This window comes from Shewanella gelidii (assembly GCF_014647855.1).
Taxonomy (GTDB): Bacteria; Pseudomonadota; Gammaproteobacteria; order Enterobacterales; family Shewanellaceae; genus Shewanella; species Shewanella gelidii.
Genome location: NZ_BMPZ01000008.1, coordinates 133,781 through 158,313, shown reverse-complemented (window position 1 = coordinate 158,313; position 24,533 = coordinate 133,781). Strand labels below are relative to the sequence as shown.

General features: G+C 45.7%; 23 protein-coding genes and 1 pseudogene. 13 read left to right on the top strand and 11 right to left on the bottom strand.

Annotated elements, in window-relative coordinates; translation table 11 throughout:
• The 5 genes from IEY18_RS13850 to hemC form a co-directional block, all read right to left on the bottom strand.
• On the bottom strand, positions 1-1,161 hold a 1,161-nt coding region (locus tag IEY18_RS13850), incomplete at its 3' end, for a retention module-containing protein (RefSeq protein WP_194468931.1).
• Between the two features lie 288 nt (positions 1,162-1,449).
• On the bottom strand, positions 1,450-2,616 hold the full coding sequence (locus IEY18_RS13845; protein WP_188921803.1) for a heme biosynthesis HemY N-terminal domain-containing protein: 1,167 nt from the start codon (positions 2,614-2,616) through the stop codon (positions 1,450-1,452).
• Positions 2,613-3,815, bottom strand: coding sequence for a uroporphyrinogen-III C-methyltransferase (locus IEY18_RS13840; protein WP_188921801.1), 1,203 nt, complete (start codon positions 3,813-3,815; stop codon positions 2,613-2,615). The genes IEY18_RS13845 and IEY18_RS13840 overlap by 4 nt, the downstream gene beginning before the upstream one ends.
• A 302-nt stretch (positions 3,816-4,117) precedes the next feature.
• Complete coding sequence (locus IEY18_RS13835) at positions 4,118-4,843, bottom strand: uroporphyrinogen-III synthase (RefSeq protein ID WP_188921799.1); 726 nt, start codon at positions 4,841-4,843, stop codon at positions 4,118-4,120.
• Positions 4,844-4,852: 9 nt separating this feature from the next.
• Positions 4,853-5,785, bottom strand: coding sequence for a hydroxymethylbilane synthase (gene hemC, locus IEY18_RS13830; RefSeq protein WP_188921851.1), 933 nt, complete (start codon positions 5,783-5,785; stop codon positions 4,853-4,855).
• Positions 5,786-6,018: 233 nt separating this feature from the next.
• On the opposite strand from hemC, the gene IEY18_RS13825 reads away from it, so the two are divergent.
• A complete protein-coding gene (locus IEY18_RS13825; RefSeq protein ID WP_188921797.1) occupies positions 6,019-8,442 on the top strand; it encodes a class I adenylate cyclase in 2,424 nt (807 codons plus the stop codon).
• Positions 8,443-8,529: 87 nt separating this feature from the next.
• On the opposite strand, the gene cyaY is transcribed toward IEY18_RS13825, so the two are convergent.
• The gene (gene cyaY / locus IEY18_RS13820) at positions 8,530-8,859 is read right to left on the bottom strand and encodes an iron donor protein CyaY (protein ID WP_188921795.1); all 330 of its coding nucleotides are present in this window, start codon (positions 8,857-8,859) and stop codon (positions 8,530-8,532) included.
• A 198-nt stretch (positions 8,860-9,057) separates the two neighbouring features.
• On the opposite strand from cyaY, the pseudogene lptM reads away from it, so the two are divergent.
• From lptM to IEY18_RS13785, 7 genes and pseudogenes are all read left to right on the top strand, one after another.
• Positions 9,058-9,151 (top strand): annotated as a pseudogene (lptM, locus tag IEY18_RS13815) (LPS translocon maturation chaperone LptM); the annotation flags it as partial.
• Positions 9,152-9,202: 51 nt separating this feature from the next.
• Entirely contained in the window at positions 9,203-10,447 is a 1,245-nt protein-coding gene (lysA, locus tag IEY18_RS13810) for a diaminopimelate decarboxylase (RefSeq protein ID WP_188921791.1), read from the top strand.
• 124 nt (positions 10,448-10,571) lie between these two features.
• Positions 10,572-11,381, top strand: a complete 810-nt coding sequence (gene dapF, locus IEY18_RS13805; RefSeq protein ID WP_188921849.1) for a diaminopimelate epimerase — start codon at positions 10,572-10,574, stop codon at positions 11,379-11,381.
• Positions 11,378-12,016 carry a DUF484 family protein gene (locus IEY18_RS13800; protein WP_188921789.1) on the top strand — a complete coding sequence of 213 codons (639 nt, stop codon included), beginning with the start codon at positions 11,378-11,380 and terminating at the stop codon, positions 12,014-12,016. Before dapF ends, IEY18_RS13800 begins: the two co-directional genes overlap by 4 nt.
• Positions 12,017-12,060: 44 nt before the next feature.
• Positions 12,061-12,966, top strand: a complete 906-nt coding sequence (xerC, locus tag IEY18_RS13795; RefSeq protein ID WP_188921787.1) for a tyrosine recombinase XerC — start codon at positions 12,061-12,063, stop codon at positions 12,964-12,966.
• An 11-nt stretch (positions 12,967-12,977) separates the two neighbouring features.
• Positions 12,978-13,715, top strand: coding sequence for an HAD-IA family hydrolase (locus IEY18_RS13790; protein WP_188921785.1), 738 nt, complete (start codon positions 12,978-12,980; stop codon positions 13,713-13,715).
• Between the two features lie 129 nt (positions 13,716-13,844).
• The gene (locus IEY18_RS13785) at positions 13,845-14,423 is read left to right on the top strand and encodes a HupE/UreJ family protein (RefSeq protein ID WP_188921783.1); all 579 of its coding nucleotides are present in this window, start codon (positions 13,845-13,847) and stop codon (positions 14,421-14,423) included.
• Positions 14,424-14,568: 145 nt separating this feature from the next.
• On the opposite strand, the gene IEY18_RS13780 is transcribed toward IEY18_RS13785, so the two are convergent.
• From IEY18_RS13780 to prmA, 5 genes are all read right to left on the bottom strand, one after another.
• Entirely contained in the window at positions 14,569-15,696 is a 1,128-nt protein-coding gene (locus IEY18_RS13780; RefSeq protein WP_188921781.1) for a Kelch repeat-containing protein, read from the bottom strand.
• Positions 15,697-15,806: 110 nt separating this feature from the next.
• On the bottom strand, positions 15,807-15,980 hold the full coding sequence (locus tag IEY18_RS13775) for a hypothetical protein (RefSeq protein ID WP_188921779.1): 174 nt from the start codon (positions 15,978-15,980) through the stop codon (positions 15,807-15,809).
• 234 nt (positions 15,981-16,214) lie between these two features.
• Positions 16,215-16,520, bottom strand: a complete 306-nt coding sequence (gene fis / locus IEY18_RS13770) for a DNA-binding transcriptional regulator Fis (protein WP_188921777.1) — start codon at positions 16,518-16,520, stop codon at positions 16,215-16,217.
• Between the two features lie 17 nt (positions 16,521-16,537).
• Positions 16,538-17,506, bottom strand: coding sequence for a tRNA dihydrouridine synthase DusB (gene dusB / locus IEY18_RS13765; RefSeq protein WP_188921847.1), 969 nt, complete (start codon positions 17,504-17,506; stop codon positions 16,538-16,540).
• A gap of 145 nt (positions 17,507-17,651) precedes the next feature.
• The gene (prmA, locus tag IEY18_RS13760; RefSeq protein ID WP_188921775.1) at positions 17,652-18,539 is read right to left on the bottom strand and encodes a 50S ribosomal protein L11 methyltransferase; all 888 of its coding nucleotides are present in this window, start codon (positions 18,537-18,539) and stop codon (positions 17,652-17,654) included.
• 374 nt (positions 18,540-18,913) lie between these two features.
• Between prmA and IEY18_RS13755 the strand changes: the two genes are divergently transcribed.
• From IEY18_RS13755 to IEY18_RS13735, 5 genes are all read left to right on the top strand, one after another.
• Positions 18,914-19,642, top strand: coding sequence for a fumarate reductase cytochrome b subunit (locus IEY18_RS13755; protein ID WP_188921773.1), 729 nt, complete (start codon positions 18,914-18,916; stop codon positions 19,640-19,642).
• 228 nt (positions 19,643-19,870) lie between these two features.
• The gene (locus IEY18_RS13750; protein WP_188921771.1) at positions 19,871-20,542 is read left to right on the top strand and encodes a fumarate reductase cytochrome b subunit; all 672 of its coding nucleotides are present in this window, start codon (positions 19,871-19,873) and stop codon (positions 20,540-20,542) included.
• A 31-nt stretch (positions 20,543-20,573) separates the two neighbouring features.
• A complete protein-coding gene (locus IEY18_RS13745) occupies positions 20,574-22,574 on the top strand; it encodes a fumarate reductase flavoprotein subunit (RefSeq protein WP_188921769.1) in 2,001 nt (666 codons plus the stop codon).
• 31 nt (positions 22,575-22,605) lie between these two features.
• The gene (locus IEY18_RS13740) at positions 22,606-23,349 is read left to right on the top strand and encodes a fumarate reductase iron-sulfur subunit (protein WP_188921845.1); all 744 of its coding nucleotides are present in this window, start codon (positions 22,606-22,608) and stop codon (positions 23,347-23,349) included.
• 195 nt (positions 23,350-23,544) lie between these two features.
• A complete protein-coding gene (locus tag IEY18_RS13735) occupies positions 23,545-24,459 on the top strand; it encodes a LysR family transcriptional regulator (RefSeq protein WP_188921843.1) in 915 nt (304 codons plus the stop codon).
• The last annotated feature ends 74 nt before the right edge of the window (positions 24,460-24,533 follow it).

The following is a 24,533-nucleotide window of genomic DNA, read 5'->3' as shown; positions in this document are numbered from 1 at the left end:
TTCGGCGGTGCTGACCACTTCGTTCGCATCCACAAACGGATCGGTTTCTGGCGTGACCGAAATGGTTAAGGTTGAGGTGTCATTGCTGAGGCCATCGGTGAGCAGATAAGTCACCACTGGCACCGGGCCGTTGTAGTTCAGAGCCGGGGTAAAGCTGTAGCTGCCATCGGTGTTTAAGATCAACACCCCAATACCGGCGATGGTGACGCTATCGCCTGCATTGTAAGTGCTGTTATCGCCGGCGACGGTGAAGCTAATGACTGTGACATCGCCTTCAACACTACTCGTTCCATTAAGAACAGAACCTTCTAAAACAGTATCTTCAGGTGCCGATACTTGCTCATCTTCATCATCAAAGTTATCCGTGATCGGTGTGACATCGATAGTCAGGGTAGAAGTATCTGATACCGAACCATCACTCAGCGTATAGGTTGCGATGGGGACTGGGCCGTTATAATTGTCATCAGGTGCAAATATAAATGTACCATCAGAATTAATCGTAAGACGCCCAACATTGGTGATTTCTACCGTATCACCCGCTTGATATGTTTGTGGATCTCCAGTGAGTTTGTAGCTGACAACAAGAACGCTATTAGGGATCCCGACAAAGTTATCAAGAACATTGCCAAGTAATAGAGTATCTTCGTCTGTGAAAAGAACTTCATCTGCGTCGAAGATCTGTACGGCTTCTATATCATTGTTTTGTATGAAGCTAGAGGCTGTTGAATTGAATCCTTGGGTACTATGACCTGCTGTTGCAAGGGTTTCTGCACCTCCTCTATTTACATTCACAAAACCTGTGCCACCTTGGTTCGTTAACTGTCCGTCACCTGCTGCGGTTTCTGGTAGATCTTCAGTGGGGTCGTCACCCGCTAAAATTTGTGCTTGTAACTGTGCAATTTCATCGTCGAAGTCACCGACTCCTAGATTTTCGGATAGGGGAGATACTTCTGGCGCAGAAAGCAGGTCATCATGTGTGATCAATCGTCCATCGAGTAATCTCAAGACAAACTGGGTGTCATTGGAAAAGAAAAGCTGTTCGCCGCTCTGAATTTCATCGCCTTCTTGGATGGGGCGAGTATTTCCGAGATTATCCTTCGCTTGCAGCTGTCCCTTTAGCTGAGTCACGGTGGATTGTTCAGACGTGATTGCAACACCCATAAGAGCGCACCTGTTCATATATCATCCTTGACATAAATTGAATTTGGTTTTTTTGGTTATGTTTTTATTTTTAACCTTGAATGGTTAAGGTTTGTACGAATACGGTCGAGTGTCAAATTTCTGACATTGCCAAAAAGAAATACTTAAAGAAGATGTTTGAAGTGATGAGATTGGTTTTAGTTCTTTATATTCAGGCGCTTGCAAGTTCTTAGAAGCGTGAATAGGGTGATGCAAATAATAAAACCACCATGAAGGTGGTTTTATTATCACAAATTGGTCTAACAAACTTTATAAGTGCGCGGCATTCCGATAGCTTTGTATCGCACTAAAGTGCTCACCCAATTGCTCTTGAACATCTGCGAGTGCAAGCCAAAAATCACGAGTAGGATTTTGTTCACATACTTTTAGCCAGCTTTCTTTGGCTTCATTGTATGCTTTTTGTCCTTGATACAGGTGTGCCATACACAAATGATATTCGCTATTTTCTTTTAAACTGTCCGATTTAGCTTTGAGCTTATCAATAACCTCAGTATCTTCTGGGGTTAAAATCTTAGGGAAGGCAGCGAACAACGCTTTGTCTGGAGATCCTTTCAGCTTCTTCAATAACAGTTTAATGGCTTCGTCTTTCTTACCACAAACACTAAGGCCTTGCGCATATGCTGCAATATATCTAGATTGGCCGCGTTCAGCACGGCTAAGCCACTGCCAAACTTTTTCAAGCTCTTCTTCGCTATCCAGTGCTGCTTTATCTATGAGTGCGAGATTTGTTGTTTCAACTAATGCTAAGAATCCATCATCATCTAAAACGTTGCGCTTTTTAATGACGGGTAAAAGGTGCTTCAGTGCTTGCCAGTCTTGCTGAGCCTGATATATGTCAATGGCTAAACGCAAAACAGGCAATTTACTCTTACTGGTTGGGTTGAGTTTATCAAGCTCAACACGTGCAGCTTCAGCATTGCCTTGTTGAAGCAAATAGCGGCTTCGCGTGGTCGTCACAGCACTAACTGCAGCGGGATCTTTTTCTGCTTCCGCAAGGTACTGATCTCGGGCTTCGATGTTTTCTTGATGCTGTGCGGCACGAGCAGCAGCGAGTAAATTGAGCGCCGGCAGTTCACCTTTCGCGGCGCCTTTGAGCATCGCTTTTTCAGCCGTTGGCCAATCTTCTTCTGCTAAAGAGAGCGCGCCAAGTAAGGTATTCTTCTTCGCCGCTTTTTTACGCCAGCGCTCAGGCAAGTAACGACTATTCAGAATAAGGTTAATGGTGAATACGATGACCCACTCAGCAACCTGAAGCAGGCTAAAGAACACAATGAGTGCAATCGTTGCAAATACCAAGCTGGTTTCGATTTGATATTCGCCGGCAGCAATATAAACATAGCCAGTGCTGCCCACCAAATACGGGCTAATACATAGTCCGATAAGTATGATGATGAGATAGGCTAGAATACGGATCATAGCGCAGCCTCCTCAGTTACAGGGTTGACTTCACCATATGTGATGAGGCGCTTCAGTTTTGGGGTTGACTCAAAGTTTTCAATTGAAATCGTTGTGATTTTCAATGTACTTAAGGCGTCGAGTGCTGCAAGTGCATCTTTTGTTTCTTGTGCTTCTAAATCGAAGTACTGATAAATCCATTGACGGGCCATCTTAATGGACTGGCGGTAATTGGTTTCATCAAATTTATACAATGCCAGCTGCGATTGAAGCAGTTTATTACGGATGTTTTCTAGTAAATACCACTCTTGGTGCGGTTCTAGTAATGGAGCCAAGTCCGTCGTACGATGCCTTACCGTAATAAAGTCTTCAGTAAGTGCTTTCCATGTTTTAGACAAATTGCTGCGCCAGTCTTCTACAGAGTTAGATAACTCTCCGCTGTCGACTTTCGCATGTTCCGCTAAAGCTTCATTTCTGACCAATGGTAATGTATCTAAGCCTGCGATTAGCTCATCTATGCTCAGTACCGTGCCGGTAACATCGGTCCCTTTGATTGCTGAAACTTTGGCGATGTCACGTGCCAATTCACGGCGCAATGTGGTTAAACCAGGCTCTTGCATAGCTCCGATACGGTTGTCTGCTGCTTTTAATAGTCCGGCTGCAGTTTGTGGGTCTTTTTCTAACCATAATTTGCGGCCTGCCATGCGAACTAAGTAATCTGCTTCGGTCGCTAACCAGTGATTTGGGTTACGCTGGGCGATCATTGCCACACGTTTTTGCAAGGATTCTTGATTCTTACTTAATCCAGCAACATTGTCGTAGAGAGATGAAGTTTGTTGCTGACGCTTTTCTAATTCGAGTAATTTTTGCTTCGGGCCATTGAGTGCCTGGGAAAACTCGGCTTTCAGCTCCGCATTTGCAACTACTTGTTTTTGAAATTCCATATACAAGTAGTAAGCAGCACCGATAGAACAAAGCGCTAAAATGATAGCAACAAGAATACTGAATCGTACTCTCCAAGAGCTCGATTGTTTCACCGGTTCTTGAGGCTGTGGCGTTGGGCTTGGTTCATCCGTCGATGATGCCTTGGGTGGCGTTTCAACAGAAGTCGCTTCTTCCGTTGGTTTTGTATCGACTGAATCTGTTGGCTCAGTTTCTACAGTAGTCGAAGATTTTACTTCTTCTTGTGGTTGAGGGTCTTGTTGCTTTTTGTTATCCATTTAACTGTCCTTTCAAGCATGTTTACAGCCCAAACGTCATGAAAGCTCTCTTTAGGCACCAAGCATCATAGCTATTGCTATAAATGGGAGATCTATATTCGCAGTTGCAATCAGGTAATGGTTTCAGGAATAGATTAATCATTTGTTTTAAAATGATAATTCCTGAAAATCACTAGTGAATTCAACACGTCAGAATGATCAATTATTTAGATTTATCGGCATAATATAACCTAGGATTTGAATTTGACCTAGGGGGCATGCCACAGAAATTCAACTAGTTACTGAGAAAAATTTGACTCGAACTAATCTTGTGTTGGCAGGGCCGCAAGAATTGCTGCTGCATTTGCACCTGCAGCGATAACGATGTTTTCAAGGAAATGTGAACGGGCTATTTCAGCGACGCGGGTGCTGGGCACAATGATTCGGCAGGCTCTAAGCCAGCTACATTGTGTGTTTGAAACAAGCTTGCACAAATTCAGTAGGATTTCACCGCTAGTCACCACGATGGTATCAATACCGGATAGCTGCCACTTTTGTACGATTTTTGAGTCGACACCAATTGGACATGAGCGTTGATAAACTTGCCAATAATTCATGTTGGCCCCCTGCTGAGAAAGTGATTGTGCTAAACATTCACGTCCGCCGACACCACGAATAATAACGATGTTTTTATTTCTTGGTGTTTTAAGTACAGGCAGGCTCAGGAGACCTTCGGTTTTTTGGTTGTCGCTCGGTGCGGCAATGGATGTAATGCCTCTGGCATCGAGGGCAACTTGTGTGGCTTGACCTACCGCGATGTACTTGGCTGCTGAAGGCCATTGATGAGGGCGCTGTTCAAAAGCATAACGGACAGCATTGGTGCTAATAAAAATGATGATGTCAGCTTGATCAATGAGGGACTGGTCAAAGGGCTCTGAATATAAATTGATGTCGAGCAAAGGTGTGACTAAATAAGGCACACCTCTGTGCTCTAGTGCTGCTGCGAGTTGATGGTTGCGCCCTTCCGGACGCGTCAGTAGCACTTTCATGGCTGTGGCTTAAGCTTTGACATAAACCGCGTCAAGAATGGCTTTTGCACCTTTACTAAGTAGATCTTCAGCCAGTGTGACGCCGAGCTTCTCTGCATCTTGTGTCGCACCAGAGATGTTTGACTCAATAATATGACTTCCGTCTGGGTTACCCACTAGACCACGTAAAGATAAGGTTTCTCCAGTGATTTCGGCATAGGCACCAATCGGTACTTGGCAACCGCCTTCAAGACGTGTATTCATGGCGCGCTCTGCTAATACACGATGACGTGTTTCTTTATGCTCAAGTGGCGCAAGAAGTGCTTTTACTCGCTCGTCATTAGTACGGCACTCAATGCCAACCGCGCCTTGACCATTTGCAGGTAGTGATTCTTCTGCTGAAATAAAGCTTGCGATGCGTTGTTCTAGTTCTAAGCGGATTAAGCCCGCCGCCGCTAGGATAATCGCGTCATAATCCCCAGCATCTAGTTTGCCGAGTCGCGTGCCAACATTGCCTCGCAGATCTTTAATGACAAGATCTGGGCGACGGGCGCGTAGTTGACATTGACGACGCAAACTTGAGGTACCAACGACAGCACCTTGTGGCAACTCATCAATCGACTTATAGGTATTTGAAACAAAAGCATCGCGTGGATCTTCACGCTCACAAATGACTTCTAAACCTAACCCCTCAGGAAAATCTACAGGTACGTCTTTCATGGAATGTACAGCTATATCCGCTCTGTCTTCTAGCATGGCGACTTCAAGCTCTTTCACAAACAGCCCTTTACCTCCAACTTTAGCAAGTGGTGTATCGAGAATGACATCCCCTTTAGTGCTCATTGGTAAAAGCTCAACGGTAAGATCTGGGTGAATGCGTTCGAGTTCAGCTTTAACAAACTCAGCTTGCCACATTGCAAGTGGGCTTTTACGGGTTGCGATACGAATGATGTTTTGTGACATGCGTTGATAATCCATGTGAGGCTCATGTTATTTGCGACAATGCTAACATTGCCAAACCATAGATGTAAGAATGCCTTATGGATTCTTTGAAGTGTGTACAGGGATAAAATGAATTGAATTGTGATCTTGATCTCATTTCAATGTCAGCTAGAATAGGGAAGGTAACTCGAAAGTAATACGAATTTTGCTAATCCTATAATTATAGTCGCCTGGCGCTAGGAGAATTGATACGAATGATTAAGCCCTGCCAATTTATCAAAGTATCGCAGCGGCTGAATCAAGTTCGGACGGCGCGAGCACAAGCAGGGCTGACGCTTGAGCAACGACATCTCTATAACCTTATCCCTTTTCTATTCCACATCCATGATGTGCATTTTCCTGGATATAACGGTCAACTTACAGCACGGGGTATTCGTCAGTTTGCATTAACAGAGCAAATCATTGCAGCGTGCGAATATTTTAAGCTGCCGCTCGCGAATGTTGCGGAAAGCGATCAAGAAAGTTTTGATGGTATTTATGCCATGGGAAGTGCCGGTAGTTTTGGCCAGAGCCATAAGAGTGACATTGATGTTTGGTTGGTGCATGACACCAGCCTGTGTTGCGAAGATATATTTTTACTCAATCAAAAAGCGCAAAAGCTGACGGAATGGTTTGCTGTATTCGAATTAGAAGTTAACTTCTACATGATCCACCCGCGGCAATTTATTGATGGTCACCCTCACCGCTGCGAAGGCAAAATGGAAATGGCGCACGAACACAGTGGTAGCGCCCAACATTGGCTATTGCTGGAAGAATTTTACCGGACGCATGTAAAACTGGCGGGCAAAACTTTGGCATGGTGGCCTGAAGTCAAATCTAAATGTCCTTTTTTGAATTTGGGGGAAGTGAGTCAGCTACCTGCAAGTGAATATTTTGGTGCATCCCTGTGGCAACTCTATAAAGGGCTTGAAACCCCTCATAAAGCGCTGTTGAAGGTATTGTTACTTGAAGCATACGCCAGTGAATATCCCAATACGCAACTTCTGTGTGAAACGGTTTGGAATAAGACGCTTTCTGAAGACTTTTCTGCCACCAATGATGCGTACTATTTATTATTTGAAAAAATTGAGCATTACCTGATTGGCAAAGGAGACTCTCGACGCTTAGAGTTGGTTCGACGTTGTTTCTATTTGAAGTGCGGTATTAAGTTATCAGATGAAACGCAACCGAAAGATTGGCGTTATGGACAAATGACAAAACTGGTGAGCCAATGGGAATGGCCAGATAGTCTCATTGAAACCTTAGACAATTGTGAAAATTGGCATAGTGGGAATTTGCAATGGTTTAACGGTCAGTTGAATGAATTGATGCTTGCAAGTTATCAAACATTATTACAGTTTGCGTCTAAACAAGGGTTACGTGAAGGGCTTCGTGTTGATGAGTTAGGCCTACTTACTCGTAAATTACATACATATTTTAGTGACGATAAAGACCAAATTCAGCAGTTGAATCGCTTATGGAGTCACTCGATTGCCGAAGAAAACCTCACGATTGTACATAGTCGCACTAATCAAGAGTTCTACCTGTATCGGCAGCGCCCAGAGCGGCAATACTTTATGGGCGAGTCGGCCATTTACGTGGCAAAAAGCCCAATTGCCACCATTATGTGGGCCTGTTTAAATGGTGTTGCAACGCCTGAAACCCAGTGGCATGAATATGGCCAGCCCCAAGGCAAGTCTAATCGTTTGAATGAAGCTGCGAAAAGCTTATTAGATTATATTGATACGGACAAAGCCAAGGTATCTAAGCGGGATTTGTGCCAGCCTTGGCATATTCGTAAATTGATTATGTTGGTTAACCTTGAACAAGATCCGACACAAACTTGGCGTGGGCAAGAGTTCTTGATCGATCGAATGAACTCAAATGTCTTGTCTCTGGGTCGAAAACAGCAGAATTTATTAGGAAGTGTCGATGCTATTTGTCTCAATAGTTGGGGGGAGTGGCACTGTCATCACTTTGAGGGCGAAGAAGCTTTATTAAAAGCCGCCGCATTTATTACGCCGGGTTTACGACGTTCAAGTGAAGATACGACCTTGATCGAAGTCATTAGTTGTTCGGAGAAGTTAAAATATCAGCTTGAGAATGTTGTCAGTAAATTCTTTAGAAAAGTATCGCGCTTATGCCATAAAACAAATCCAGCGAGTACCTTAGTGCAACCGCTACAGTTGGGTGAGAAAAAGTTTGGGATATTTTTCAATAATAGCGGGCTTGCATACGAAGATATGGCCAGTTCACAAGTGCAAGAACCCAGTTTGTCACAACAGTGTCCACCTATCTCGGAGCAAGTGCTTTCGACAGAATATCAGGATCAAGATATTCCATTGGTCATCCAAGACTTTGCCGCATCGGGTGCCATCCAATATTTCCTACATCCTCAAGGGAATCGTATGGAAGTGTTTGTGCTTAACGAAGACAATGAGCTGAATTTCTATACTCAGGAAGATATCAACATCGAAGCTTTAGTCACGAAGGTGAGCCATCACTACGCGTTTGACCAACCAGAGCAATTAAATGGTAAATTTAATTTGCCGCAGTTCTTTAAGCTATTGACTGTTGAAGGGAAAATAAAAGCAGTGCCCTTTGGTATCGAGCTTGATGAGCTTGAAATTGAATTTTAAGTTGCTCTGCTCGAGTTACTTATGATTCCGATACAGGCATAAAAAAGCCCTTACTCTATTTGTAAGGGCTTTTATTTGAGTCTTAATTTATAAGTCGAGCTTAATGCCACTTTGCTTGTCAATTGAGTCAATAATAAATGGCATAAATTCATGGCCATTTCTATCATCAATCCAACGTTCGCCCTCATAACCAAAATGATATCCGCCAAATCGTGTTGCAACCCAGATTTGATGTAACGGCTCTTGCTTATTAATGACTATTTTTGAGCTGTCTTCAAATTCTAGTTGCAAGACATTGCCACTTGCATCGATATCCACGTCAGCATCTTGATCATCGATGGCACTTTCGATTGCATTTTCTATGGCTTGAAACATTTCATCAGCTAAGTGATGAAATTCTGTATCTGTCATGGCCATTTATATCTGTCCTTTGCTTTCGTATTGATGGATGCGATTATATACACAAGCTTGCGGCAAAAGCGAGATGACAAGCTGCTTCCATGCAGCGTTAGACAATGTCATGATAGGTCTTGTTCGTATGAAAAACTGAAGAAATAAGTCTCGTAGAAGCCGCTTATTCCTTGTGTATAAATCTGAATCAAACTGGATAGATTGATGTTGAGAAATTTGAGACTGTTTTTATTGTTGTTGCTTGCTAGCCTATTCATATCTGCATGTGGTCAAAAAGGGCCGCTGTATAAGACGCCACCGGCGCAAGACAATCAACAACAAACCACTGCAACAGGCAAGGAATCTTAATTTGGACTACTTTCTCTACCAAGATGATGCGCTTTGCGCAGAAACATGTAACGTTCAGCAACTTGCTGAGCAATACGGTACGCCACTCTATGTGTATTCAAGAGCAACGTTAGAACGTCATTGGCACGCATTTAATAATGCTGTGGCAAATCATCCGCATTTGATTTGTTATGCGGTCAAGGCTAATTCAAACATTGCTGTACTGAACGTATTAGCGCGCTTAGGCAGTGGCTTTGATATTGTTTCTGGTGGCGAGCTCGCCCGTGTGATTGAAGCGGGTGGCGATCCAAGTAAAGTGGTTTTCTCGGGTGTAGGGAAAACACGCCAAGAGATGGCTGAAGCGATTGAGTTGGGCATTTACTGCTTTAATGTCGAGTCGGCAGCAGAGCTTGAAGTGCTGAATGATGTGGCCGGAGAACTGGGGCAAGTTGCTCCGGTTTCGCTGCGAATTAACCCAGATGTTGATGCCGGAACGCATCCGTATATTTCTACGGGGTTAAAAGAAAACAAATTCGGGATCTCTATGGAGGAAGCTGAGCGGGCCTTTGCGCGGGTGCAAGCACTCCCCAACTTGGCTGTCAAAGGTGTTGATTGCCATATTGGCTCACAATTGACCGAGATGCAGCCCTTTCTTGACGCGATGGATAGAATGCTCGCCCTTATCGATCGCCTCGCGGCTCAGGGAATTGATATTCGTCATCTCGATGTTGGTGGTGGCTTAGGCGTGACCTATGAAGAAGAAACACCGCCTCACCCAGATGTTTATGCCGCTGCACTGTTAGAACGCCTTGGCGGTAGAGACCTCAAACTTATCTTTGAACCAGGGCGCGCAATTGCTGCCAATGCTGGTATTTTTGTCACGCAAGTCTTGGCTTTAAAAGAAAATACAGATAAACGATTTGCGATTGTAGATGGCGCGATGAACGATCTTATTCGCCCCGCCTTATATAGCGCTTGGCAAAATATTGTCCCGGTGAACAAAAAAGCAGGGGAAAGCCAATGCTACGATATTGTTGGCCCTGTGTGCGAAACTGGCGATTTCCTTGGCAAAAATCGAGAACTCTGTATTGAAAGTGGTGATTTGCTGGCTGTTCGGTCCTCTGGAGCCTACGGCTTTGTTATGGCGTCAAACTACAATAGCCGTCCTAAACCTGCGGAAGTGATGGTTGATGGTGCGCAGCATTTCTTGATCCGCGAAAGAGAAAAACGCACACAACTCTGGCAAGGTGAACACCTCCTGCCGTAAACTAGTGAAATAATTTTAATTTTACCCAGTGAGTGAGTCCCGTAAAACCGCGGGGCTTTTGATCGCTCTTATACCTGGGTATGACTGAGTAAATAGGGAAGCTGTGTTAATCCAATTCACCAAAATGCATGGATTAGGGAACGATTTCATGGTGGTCGACGGCGTCACACAGAATGTGTTCTTTTCGCCGGAGCAAATTCGTAAGTTATCTGATCGCAATTTTGGCGTCGGATTTGACCAGTTGCTGTTGGTTGAGCCGCCCTATGACCCAGATTTAGATTTCCATTATCGTATTTTCAATGCAGATGGGAGTGAAGTCGAGCAGTGCGGCAATGGCGCGCGTTGCTTTGCTCGGTTTGTGCGGCAAAAAGGCTTGGTGAACAAGCATAAAATTAAAGTGAGTACTTCTAAAGGCAAAATGACGTTACGTCTCGAGCGCGATGGCAACGTTACTGTGAACATGGGCGTGCCGATCCTTGAGCCCAATAAAATCCCATTTAAAGCCAAGCGCATTGAAAAAACCTATCTCTTGCCTACAGAGCAGCAAACCTTCCTTTGTGGTGCCGCTTCTATGGGGAATCCCCACTGCGTCATTGAAGTGGATGACGTTGATAACACCGACGTTGACACATTGGGTGCATTATTGACTAACCATGAACGCTTCCCTAAAGGGGTGAATGTTGGGTTTATGCAGGTACTAGATGCTCACCATGTCAAACTGAGAGTATATGAGCGTGGCGCAGCAGAAACTCTTGCATGCGGCAGCGGTGCATGTGCAGCAATGGTCGTTGGCCATATTCAAGGAAAGCTGGCGAAACACGTGAAAGTTGAGCTACCTGGTGGTAGCCTGAGTATTGAGTGGCAAGGCGAAGGCAAACCGCTATGGATGACGGGACCTGCTGAACATGTATACGATGGACAGATCCAAATATGAATGACGCTACAAAATCTCGCGTAGAAGCCCCATTTGATGAGTTGATTATTCGGGAATACTTGCTCGATAACCCAGAGTTTTTTTGTCGTTACCCAGAGCTTGTGCTTGCCATGCGGTTACCGCATCCGGAGCGTGGCACGGTTTCACTTGTGGAAAAGCGCCAAGAGCAATTACGCAGTCGAGTTCAGCAGCTTGAAGAAGAGATCACGGCGCTGATGGGCGCGGCTTATCGCAATGAGCAGATTTATATGTTCAATACCGAGCTATCGTTCAAACTGCTCGAATGCAAAACACTTGCAGAGTTGCGAGATGTGTTAAGCACCGATTTAAAGAAGCAGTTTAATTTCAGCCACGTGCGCTTGATTACTGCCCATGATATTGATAACGAATTATCGTCGATCTGGCAGCAACGATTTGTTCAGGAGCATTATTTTGGTCGCCTTACGCAAAAAGAGTCTCAGCGCTTATTTGGCAGTGAGGTTGGCTCGGTCGCCTTAACGAAATTATCGAATTTAGATAATAAAGTCATTTTTGCTATCGCCAGCCCAGATGCCGCGCATTTCCACCCTGAAATGGATCATCTGTTACTCGACCAGCTACGCCGTTTACTTGAGCACCTCTTGCCTCAGCTATAAACTGTATTGGGCTCAAATCTGTATTCTAAAACCAAGGAGTGATCATGCGCTTAGTGGAAAGTCCTTGGTTATCGCGATTCGAACGTTATCTTTCTGCCGAGCGTCAACTTGCTGCCCATACCGTGCGCAATTATCTATTTGAATTAAATCGGGCAGCTCTATTTCTAGACGAACAATTGTCGTTACACTGTTGGCAACAAGTAACACGTGAGCACCTTCAGCAATTCATCGCTCGATTGCATCGCCAGGGTTTAAGTGCGCGCTCATTAGCCCTCAGTTTGTCTGCAATAAAACAATTTGGTGAGTATTTGCTGCTGCATAACCATATTGAGCAAAACCCTGCAAAGACCCTGAGTGCCCCAAAACAAAACAAGCCATTACCCAAAAATATGGACTTAGATGCTGTGGGGCATTTACTCGAAATTGATGTGAGTGACCCGCTTGCTGCGCGTGATAAAGCGATGATGGAGTTGTTCTATTCTAGTGGTTTGCGCTTAGCAGAGCTTGCAGCACTGGATATTGCAGATATCAATTTCGATGGCAAACTCGTCAAGGTGATGGGCAAAGGAAGCAAACAGCGAATTGTGCCTATCGGGGAGGTGGCAATGAGCGCGGTACAGCATTGGCTATCGCTTAGAAACTACCAAGCCTGTCCAGATGATGCTTTGTTTTTAAGTCAGCAAGGTAAGCGCTTGTCGCACCGCAGCATTCAAGCGAGATTGAAAAAGTGGGGGAATGAGCAAGCGTTATCGGTACCCGTACACCCACACAAGCTTCGACACTCCTTTGCAACCCACATGTTGGAATCGAGTGGTGATTTGCGGGCAGTGCAAGAGCTGCTGGGTCACGCAAATTTATCGACGACACAGATATACACCAGCTTAGATTTTCAACACCTTGCTCAGGTGTACGATGGTGCTCATCCTCGCGCGAAAAAATCAAAAGATTAAAAGGATCTCCTATGCAAATATACGTCCGTCCAGCGCCTTTTCAGGTGTTGAGTTTTGATTTAGACGATACGCTTTACGATAACCGGCCAGCAATTGCGATTGCTGAACGCGAACTACTGCAGCATGTGCACCAACAACATCCGCAAACAGTTTCTTGGCAGCGACAAGATTGGCGAGCGCAGAAATTAAAGGTATTGCAGCGAAACCCCAAATTAGCGCATGATCCGAGCGCAGCAAGGCTAGAGGTATTGACCCAAGGGTTCAAACACCTCGGATTAGGAAATAAGGCCTTTTCCGCGGCAAAAGATGCTTTTGATTGTTTTTATTTTCACCGTAGCAATTTTACCGTTGAAACCTCCGTGCTCACGTTGCTTGCAGAGCTTGGGCAGCGCTATCGCTTGATTGGTGTCACCAATGGCAATGTGGAAGCAGAGCGTATTGGTTTGACGCCTGCGCTTGAGTTGGTGCTGCGCGCGGGTAATGGCCTTCGAATGAAACCCTATGCTGATATGTTTGTTGAGGCAAGTCAGCACTTACAAATCAATTTAAATCAAGTGATGCACATTGGTGATAGCTTAGGGTCAGATGTTGCGGGTGCGCGCTTAGCGGGTTGCCAAGCTACGTGGTTAAGCCCTGGCTATGGCCGAGATCAGCCCGAAGCCGATTGGATGGCTAACAATAAACACCCGATGTTACCCCAAGTGAGTATTCAACATATCACCGAACTCCGTCACTTCTTATCATGCTAATCCGAACCCTGGGGAAGATTAACTTTTCTTCATTTCGCTTTTGATGAAAAAGGGGCGAAGTAAATCACAGGATTGAATGCACGAACCGATTACAATGCCATTTTTGCATTTTATAACCCGAGAGATACTATGTTGCGAATTTTAAGCCTGCTCGCTGCAGCACTTCTATTTTCTACCCCTGCCTTTGCGCATAGCTTTGAAGGTGGTGGTGGCTTTCTGACGGGCTTTAACCATCCCGTGTTGGGCTTTGATCATTTGCTCGCCATGTTAAGTGTTGGCATTTTAAGTACGCAACTTGGTGGAAAAGCGATTTGGACCGTACCCGCTGCATTTATTGCATTTATGCTGTTTGGCGGTGTGTTGGGGCTCACTGAAGTTCATGTCCCCTTTGTCGAAACCGGTATTGCACTATCTGTGTTGCTATTGGGTTTAGCGGTTGCTTTTGACAAAAAGCTTCCTTTGTTATTTGCAATGGCTTTTGTGGGGGTGTTTGCGATATTCCACGGCCATGCCCATGGTGTTGAAATGCCAGCGTTGGCGAGCCCGATTTTATATGCCATAGGGTTTATGACCGGTACCGCAGTCATTCATTTAGGTGGCGTTATGCTTGGGTTTATGATGCAAAAAATTAGTGCTCAGCATAAGCTGGTTCGCGCATCGGGTGCGGGTATTGCTGCTATTGGTGGTTACTTGTTATTGGCGGCATAGGCACTAGCCATCGGTGTAATACTTGGCAGTGCGAGGGCTGAACTGACTTGATGCCAAATGAGTCGATGCGAAACAAAAAAGCCAAACGGTTTTCCTACCGCTTGGCTTTTTTATTGGCGTTAAATACTTAAAGCTATTGCTGTTGTTAACGTCCTCGAGGTAGGGGAGTTGCTAGCACTTGGTTTGTCACTTGTTGTGGATTGACCATGCCTCCCACGGTGAGCAGCATGCCGTGATACAGTATTAATCCCCGGTGATCCATACTTCCAGTGGTTATTTGTTGCGGCGCAAGCCATTGTTGGCGACGTAAATCAAAGCGATACAACCTGTTCGACGCTTGGCTCGGCAAATTATTATATCCAATGCCATCATAGTTGTACGGATTGTCACTTCCCCCTAAAAAGATGATTTGATGCTGACGAGCAGCGCCTGTCGCGGCCATGCGGTAGTGTGCCACGGCTTGTTGAGCCGTTGTGCCCTGTTGTTTGGTGGCGACAGAATAATGGGGAATAAGCTGCCAATCGATGCGTAGATGATTGTCGCGACGAATTTTACCAAATAAACAAACAGGAGAAGCCGTAAAAGTACGAGCTTGTTTCAGCATGGGCGTGACGGTTACGCCATCGCACAGCACTAACTGGTTATCGACAATTCCAGCCGCTTGTCCAAAAACTGCTGGTGCGGGGATCGGCGTTGCTTGTGACCAAGTATTGTTTAGGGTGTCATAGACCTGCACTAAGTTGACGTTGCCGTGTTGGTGCCAGCCGCCTAAAAGGTAGATATAACGATTTTGGTAAGTGACGAGGGCGACATCATCGACCGCCACAGGCATATCAGCAATGCGGCCATAACTATTTGCGCGGACATCGTAACGATAGTTGTCTTGGGTCGAAACCTCATGATGCTTTTTATCGACGGTAAAGCCACCAAAAACATAGGCCTGATCGTCAATACCCACTGCAATTGCAGCCAAACGTCCGGCGATAGGGTTCGCATGGGGAACGGGCTCAATCGCTTGCCATTGGCTATTCACTTTATCTAATTCAAGCTTCCACGCCTTATTGTGAATATCTTCATAGCCCTTGCCAGCCCCAAGGCCCAAGAAGCTTAACAGTATGTCACGACCATTGACCTTCACTTTGGCTACGGCATTATTACTGACCGGTTCCGGCAGTGCTGGCCAGCGTGCTGAATCGGCAGATACGCTGACAGAAAAAAGCCAACCAAGCACAATAGCAGATGTGGTGATGAGGGTTTGAGTAACTTTATTCATAGGTTTTAGTGATACTCAGTTAGATATGAATTTGCGAAATATTGGCTTAAATTAGCCAATTCATCAGTAACTTGCAATACCTCTTCGGCGATAGCAATAATCGATAGAATCTATAACAAAGCCGTTATTTCATGGGGCTTAGACACATCAATCGAATGCGGCGTAGGTTTATCTGATTTCTCGCCTTGGGCAGCCTTGATCAAAAGAGCTATCGATGCGGCAATCGAATCGACATCGATGTCCAATATATCGATGCTCGGAACCGCACAAATTCTCTCAGACATGATCATAAGTCTGCTCATATTGCTTGGAAGCTAAGATTTGGCGTTTTTATGCCCATGATGAATAAATCGTGTTTGTGATAGTTTATCTAACGAAAAAGAGTCTAGTAAATCAGTGGCTATTCATACTAATGCAAGCAGAACACTAAGTGTGGGGTCATGTGTGGGTTTTAAAAAGCAAAAAGGGCCAGTCATTACTGACTAGCCCTTTGAAATCAATCATTAAGACAAATAGTCTTAGTTCATGCCGTATTTTTTAAGCTTCTTACGAAGAGTGCCACGGTTAATGCCTAGCATGTTTGCAGCGCGTGTTTGGTTACCACGAGTGTGCTGCATGATGATGTCTAGTAGTGGTCTTTCAACTTCACATAGAACCATTTCGTATACTTCAGAGGCTTCTTGACCGTCCAACTGAGAGAAGAAGTTAGTGACAGCGCGCTTCACTGAATCACGTAAAAGCTGAGGCTTAATAGTGCCATTTGCGGTTTCGATTTTGCCAACAGTTAGTTGGTGAACTTCTGAGTTAGTTGTCTGATCAAACATTCGTATTCTGCTCTTAATTAATTTTTTACTAATTCATCAAAATAACGTTCTAAAGTGGAACGTTGTTCTGCAACGGTTTCCAGCTGATTGAAGCCAGCACGGAAAGAGCGCTGCGCTTCCTGGTCGAGATACCATCCCACGTGCTTTCTAGCGAAGCGGACTCCCTTATATTCGCCATACAAAGCATATAATTGCGTGAGGTGGTCTAACATCACTTGGCGCTTCGTCTGTATATCGACTGGTGCTAGTGTGTTGCCTGTCTCCAGATAATGCTGTATTTCTCTAAATATCCAAGGCCTTCCTTGAGCACCCCGTCCTATCATCAAAGCATCGGCACCAGTGTAATCAAGCACATATTGTGCTTTCTCTGGACTGTCGATATCTCCGTTAGCGATTACAGGAATCGAGACATTACTTTTAATCGCTTTAATTGTGTCGTACTCGGCTTCGCCTTTGTACATGCACTGCCTGGTTCTACCATGAACCGCGAGTGCGGCAATCCCACAATTTTCCGCAATTTGGGCGATTTGAACACCATTCCTTTGTTCTGGGACCCATCCCGTGCGAATCTTCAACGTGACAGGTACTTCAACTGCGGCAATCACGGTTTGTAAAATCTTTCTTACTAACTCGGGATCTTGCAACAGTGCTGAACCTGCTAATTTCTTATTCACCTTTTTGGCGGGACAACCCATATTGATGTCAATAATCTGAGCACCTTGTTCAACATTGAACTGAGCAGCTCGTGCTATTAACTCTGGATCGGCTCCGGCAATTTGTACCGAGCGTAAGCCCTGTTCGCCAGAATGTAACATTCTTTGGCGGCTTTTATCGGTGTCCCAGACATCTGGGTTCGACGAAAGCATTTCAGAAACGGCCATGGCTGCGCCATGCTGTAAACAGAGGTTTCTGAAGGCTTGATCAGTGACACCTGCCATTGGTGCCACGATCAGCTGATTGGTCAGTTGATAGGGGCCAATTTGCATTTTAGGTTTCACGTTTCGCTTCAAAGGGGCGCTATAGTACGCCTTTTTTGCGCCGCTGAAAAGGTCAATAAATGACCTAAATGCAACTTTTTTTCTTGACTTTTAAGTGCTGAGAAGTCAGTAACCGTGCCGGATAGACTAACGGCTAGCTTGATTTACGTACGCCTGTCAAGCGACTCCAATCGTCTTTGTGAGCGGGTTCATCCATAACAAACCATTGGCTGTAATGGCTTGAAAGTTCTTCAGCTTGTTCTTTAAGAAGACCACTCAGTGCAAGCTTGCCTCCGGATTGAACACGTTCGGCGATCAAAGGGGCTAATTCGCGAAGTGGGCCCGCTAGAATATTAGCGACCAAGATTTCTGCTTGAAGGTTTTGCGGTTGATCTTCTGGCAAGTAAAGGGCGAGTTTATCTGCAACTTGGTTGCGCTCGGCATTGGCTTTAGAGGCTTCAATCGCTTGGTAGTCAATATCTATCCCTGTGACTTGCCCTGCGCCCAATTTGAGTGCTGCGACGGCAAGAATGCCTGAACCACAGCCGAAGTCGATGACTTGTTTATCGGTTAAATCTAGGGCATCAAGCCACTCTAAACATAAAGCGGTTGTGGGGTGAGTACCGGTACCAAATGCAAGCCCAGGGTCGAGGATAACGTTGACGGCTTCTGGATCTGGAATATCTCGCCAGCTAGGGCAAATCCAAAGCCTTTTTCCAAATTGAATAGGGTGGAAGTTGTCCATCCATTCGCGAACCCAATCTTTATCTTCAATTTGTTCGATTTTGTATTTCATGTCTTGCCCCAAAATAGGCATCGACTGGAGGAATTCAACCGTTGGTGTCAGATCGGTTTCCGCATCAAATAATGCAATGACAACCGTATCTTTCCAGAGGGGAGTTTCACCAAGTTTAGGCTCAAAGATAGGCGTATCTTTACCGTCTTCCAAAGTGATTGATACAGCACCTTGTTCCATCAGCAGATCGCCAATTAACTCTGCATGTTCATTGCTGGTACTGATTCGTAATTGGATCCAAGGCATCGGGAATTCTCTACTTATTAAAAATTGACGCGCCATTATACCGAGTCTGTTAAAAACTGCAGTGTAATATCAAGCTTGAGCGCCAAGTATTTATAGCGTTTGGACTCACCAAGGCGTTTGCTAGTATTCACGTTCTCAAGCCACTGTATGAACGGAGGCCTCGATGTACTTGTTGGCTAATACACTGATATTTATGGGTAATTGGTTTTACCAATTCAAAATTTCCGGGTCGTTTTTGTGATCTTTGCAGCAGGCGCGTGCAGTCAATGGTGATGCTTGTCGCATAAATGGTTGCCAGTAAGATGTTTGTTGTGTTTCCTTGATACTCTGGTTATTACCAAGCTAAGTTGACCCGAAGGTAAACCGTAAACCTTATGACTGCTCGAACACTCATTCCTCGAATATTTTCTTATCAATTAACGGGTCACCCATGGTCAGCAAGAGCGGATAAATTGCAAAGTGCGACCGGTTTAATGTTGGCAAGCTTTTTGGTTTTTCACCTGCATTTTGAGTCCAGCATTCTTTTGGGGAAAGAAGTCTTCTTTCATTTAGTGCAAATCCTCGAGGGCGGTTTGTTTACTGATGATGGCCGTGGGGTTAGCGCATTTACCCAAATCTTTTCTGTGTTTATGCTACTCATTGTGGTGTTGCACGCTGCGATGGCTCTGCGTCGATTTCCATCGCAGTTGGGACAATGGCGGGCATTAAGGGGGCATCTTGTGTGTGTTAAGCATAAAGATACCCAAGCTTGGTTTTGGCAATTGGCAACGGGTTTTATTCTATTTTTCTTGGTGCCTGCCCATCTGTTTACCATGATCCTACATCCCGAGATAGGCCCTAATTTATCAGCCGCTCGAGTGGTGCAAGATAACTTTTGGTTACTCTATGCTTTGTTGTTACCAGCCGTCGTCATTCATGGCTTGATTGGCTTATACCGAGTCGCTGTGAAATGGGGGCTAGTGAGCAATCGCAGCGTTTTACGAAAAGTAATTAAACTACTGATTATTTACTTAATTTTACTTGGATGCGCGAGCTTACTTGCGTATGTCGTTATCGGGCTTGATTTACCATCACAGGTTTCTCCATATATTTCTAAAATTTAATCGTTGAAGGTTTGCTCTGGCAGTGTACTTGGGTTGCTGGTGGGAAACCTTGGATTTTAACCTGTGCTGCAAGCTATCGCTTCGGCATTCGTCGAATGTTGGTCACGGCCACGGGCTGTTACAGTGGACTAGCAAAGGCAAATTTTCTTTAGTCGTCATATGTTCAATGTAGGACATGTGCTCATGTCCGACACAAGCTTTTGCTTTGATGGAAACAAGGAAGCATGAATGAATCGAAAAACGCACCGTGTTAAATGGAGTGGCTTGCTGGACTTAACTCAAAGTATATCTGGGATTTTGCTGGCAATTTTCCTGTGGGTACACCTGTGTTTGGTTGCATCGATCTTGCTTGGCGCGGAAGCGATGCAGTGGGTTGCCAAAACTATGGAGTTGAGTTTCTTGAGTGCCGATGGTCATGGTTACCCTTGGGTTGTGACCGTGATGGCGGTTCTTATCGGCGTGTTGATTTTACTCCATGTCCTGGTTGCTTTGCATAAGTTGCCTTTAACTTTAAAGCAGCAGCGAGCGCTCAATAAACAAATGCATGTGATCCCCCATGAAGATACAAAATTATGGCGCTGGCAAGCAATAACCGGTGTGATTGTTCTGCTCGCAGCGCCGGTTCATTTATGGCTGGTGGGCGCCGCTCCTGAAACGATAGGCCCGTATGGTTCAGCCGATCGAATATGGAATCAAGGCGGATGGTTGCTTTACGTGCCTCTTTTATTGGCGGTCGAGTTGCACGCGGCTGTTGGTATTTATCGAGTCGTCTTAAAGTGGGGGCTTGCTGGTGATGACATGACACGAATTCAATTGCGAAAAGCCAAAAGTATTGCCAGTGCCATATTTATATTGGTTGGCCTTGCATCACTCGTCGCATTTATGCCCCATGCAAGTTAATGCATTTAAATATTTAGATTAAGGAGCGCATGTGAAACTCATCTATACCGATTCGTTAGTGGTCGGCGCTGGGCTAGCAGGTTTAAGAGTGGCCATTGCCTCAAAGGAGCAAGGTTTAGATACGCTAGTGTTGTCGTTGATCCCTGCTAAGCGTTCCCACTCTGCTGCAGCGCAAGGGGGTATGCAGGCGAGTCTTGGCAATACAGCCAAAGGAATGGGCGATGATGAGGATGTGCACTTTCAAGATACAGTGAAAGGCTCTGATTGGGGATGTGATCAGAAAGTCGCGCGTATGTTTGCCCATTGTGCACCAAAGGCGGTACGCGAGCTTGCGAACTGGGGAGTTCCTTGGACTCGCGTGACCGCGGGTCCGCGGGACGTGATTGTGAATGCCGAAAAAGTAACAATAGAAGAGGCCGAAGCCGCCCACGGACTCATCAACGCGCGAGATTTTGGTGGGACCAAAAAGTGGCGAACTTGTTATACCGCTGACGGTACTGGGCATTCGCTGTTGTATGCGGTCGACAATAAAGCGATTTCGATGGACATTCCGGTGCATGAGCGTATGGAAGCACTGCGACTTATTCATGATGGAAAGCGTTGTCATGGGGTGATTGCCCGCTGTTTAGTGACCGGAGAGCTGCGGGCTTATGTTGCCAAAGCTACAACGATTGCGACGGGGGGCTATGGTCGTATTTACGAGGTCTCTACAAACGCCATTATTTGTGAAGGGATTGGGCAAGCGTTGGCACTTGAAACCGGCGTTGCGGCGTTGGGTAATATGGAGGCTGTACAGTTTCACCCAACAGCGATCGTGCCTGTGGGGATTTTGACCACCGAGGGGTGTCGAGGCGATGGCGGCTTATTGCGAGATAAAGACGGTTACCGGTTCATGCCTGATTATGAACCGGAGAAAAAAGAACTCGCCTCCCGTGATGTTGTCTCACGACGAATGACGGAGCATATGCGTAAAGGCAAAGGGGTCGAGAGTCCATATGGTAACCACCTGTGGCTCGACATAACGTTGCTAGGCAAAAAGCATATCGATACAAACTTAAGGGAAGTGAAAGAGATCTGTGAAAACTTCCTTGGGATTGATCCCGTTAAAGAGTGGATCCCGGTTCGACCAACCCAACACTATTCAATGGGGGGAATTCGGACCGATCATACCGGTGAAAGCCCTCAACTGAAGGGGTTGTTTAGTGTAGGAGAGGCCGCATGTTGGGATATGCATGGCTTCAACCGACTTGGCGGCAATTCACTTGCTGAAACGGTTGTCGGCGGCATGATTATTGGTAAGTACGTTGCCGAATTTTGTCAGCACAATAGTTTAGAAATAAACACTGAGATAGTGGATGGCGCGTTGAATGCAGTTAATGCTGAAATCGATGGATTGCTCACGAGCCTAGGGAAAGAGAGCGCGTTTCAATTAAAGCTAGAAATGCAGCAGGTTATGATGGAGCGCGTAGGTATATTTAGAAATGGCCCGGAATTACAACAGGCTGTTGCAGCATTACAGGCTTTATTAAAGCGTTCACAGCAACTGGGCTTGCAATGCAAAAAGCGTCATGCAAATCCAGAATTAGTTGAAGCGCTAAGGGTGAAGCGGATGTTAAAAGTCGCGCTTACGGTGGCATGTGGCGCGGCGGCCCGTACCGAAAGCCGTGGCGCACACGCCCGAGAGGATTATCCCCAACGAAACGATAAGGAGTGGTTGAACCGTACGTTGGCGACTTGGCCTGATGAAAATGCCTTGGAACCTCAGCTGAATTATGAAGCGTTAGATGTGATGGCGATGGAGTTACCCCCGGGCTACCGTGGTTATGGGATTGATAATGCGATTGCTCATCCTGATACCGAGGCCCGTGAGCAGCAAATCACAGCCATTTTGGCAGCCTTACCAAAAACAGCAACGCGTCAACAGAAGCAGCAAGCGCTAATGGCATTTGAACTCCCAGAGGAGCTTATGCCTGACAATGAAAGGCTGGTCGACCGACTGCAGCCGCAGCAACAATTAAACCTGAAAAAGTAGGGTGGCACCGATGAACCAACAAACAACTTCAATGTCACCAGAAAACGCCTCAGGGCGTTTATTGAACTTTCATATCTTTAGGTATGATCCGCAGCAGAAAGGGGACAAACCAAGAACTGAAGTCTACCAGCTGCGTGAAACGCCGGGGATGACGATATTTATTGCGTTAAATCAGATCCGTCAGCAGCAAGATCCATCTTTGCAATTTGACTTTGTTTGTCGAGCAGGGATTTGTGGGAGTTGCGCGATGGTGATAAATGGCCTGCCAACCTTGGCCTGTCGCACTTTGACCAGCAAGTTCAAACAAGGTGACATTACCCTGATGCCATTACCTGGTTTTGAATTAATTGGCGATCTTTCTGTCGATACTGGGAAGTTTATGCGTGAGCTCGCTGAGCGACTAAAGTTATGGCTGCACCCTCATCATCATGAAATTGACGTGCACAGCATTGAGGCTCCTATGGCGCCGGAGCAAGCTGCAGCGCTTTATGAACTTGAGCGATGTGTAGAGTGTGGTGTGTGTGTCTCCGCATGTGCGACCAAGCAGATGCGTGAAACTTTTGTTGGTGCCGTGGGCATGATGAAAATCGCGCGTTTTGAATTAGACAGTCGAGATGGGCGAACCGCTGAAGACTTTTATCATGTGATCGGGAATCAAGATGGTGTATTTGGTTGTATGACGTTGTTAGGCTGCCAAGACAATTGCCCGAAAGATCTGCCTCATATGCAGCAAATTGCTTATTTGCGCAGAAAAATGGCCGCGACAATTTTGTAAGTTGCTTGCTACCAGTTTTCAGTTTTTTTGATGTTGTGTTTGCCCTGTTGCTTTATTGTGAAGTGCGGGCAATGCCGCCTTTTTATGGGTATAGGCTTACGCTTTTTGCAAACTCCTTGTAGAGTGCATTATTCAAGATATAGCTAAACATAATGGCTGGCTTTGGTGAGTACTGAGGCTCGCTTTGAGGTGGATGTGCAATTAAATGACTTAGAGCTCTTCATCGCAGTGGCCGATTACGGAAGCATTTCAAGTGCAGCGACCGTACTCGACATGACGCCAGCCAGTGCGAGCGCAGCGCTGAAGCGACTAGAGCAACAGCTTGGTTTTGTTTTATTTGTTCGTTCCACGCGACGACTCCGCTTAACAGCAGAAGGTGAACGTTACTTGCTGAACTGTCGCCAAGCGCTAGTGTTACTGAAACAAGGGGAGCAAGCGGTTGCAGATCAACAAGGAAAGATTGCCGGTACCTTGAACATCACCACGTCATCAGATTTTGGTCGGAATTTATTACTGCCTTGGCTGGATGAATTGATGGATGATTATCCAGAGCTCGCGATTCACCTAAGCTTAAGCGATCAACTTTCTGATTTCTTTCAAGACAAGGTGGATATCGCCTTACGTTATGGTGCGCCCAAAGATTCTAATCAGGTAGCCTTTAAGATTTGCGAGTTTAGGCGCGTTTTGTGCGCCTCGCCGGCATATATTGAACATTTTGGTGTCCCGAAAACAATTCATGAACTTGCTGAGCACAATTGCCTTTTTTATCAAGTCGGTGAAAAAACCCATGATTTATGGCGGTTTGAGCATCAGGGTCAATCACTTAAAATTCGTGTATCAGGGAATCGACGCTGCAATGATGGCGAGGTCGCCCGTAAATGGGCGCTTGCGGGGCGTGGCATTGTATTTAAGTCTGCACTTGATCTTGCAAGTGACTTGCATGCGCGGCGGGTCGTGAAAGTCTTGCCGGCGTACAGGGGAGAGGAAGTTGAACTGTATTTAGTGTGCCCAGGGCGAGAACAAGTCACACCAGCGGTCATTGTTATACGTGATATGTTGCGTCAAAAGTGCAAACGGGTTCTGCAGGCACTAGCGTCGCTGAATACGTAAGGCTCGGGCGTTAGGTGGGATCGTTACATTAAGAAGAAATCCGTCAGCCAATATTTAATTTAAAGTGGAATCTC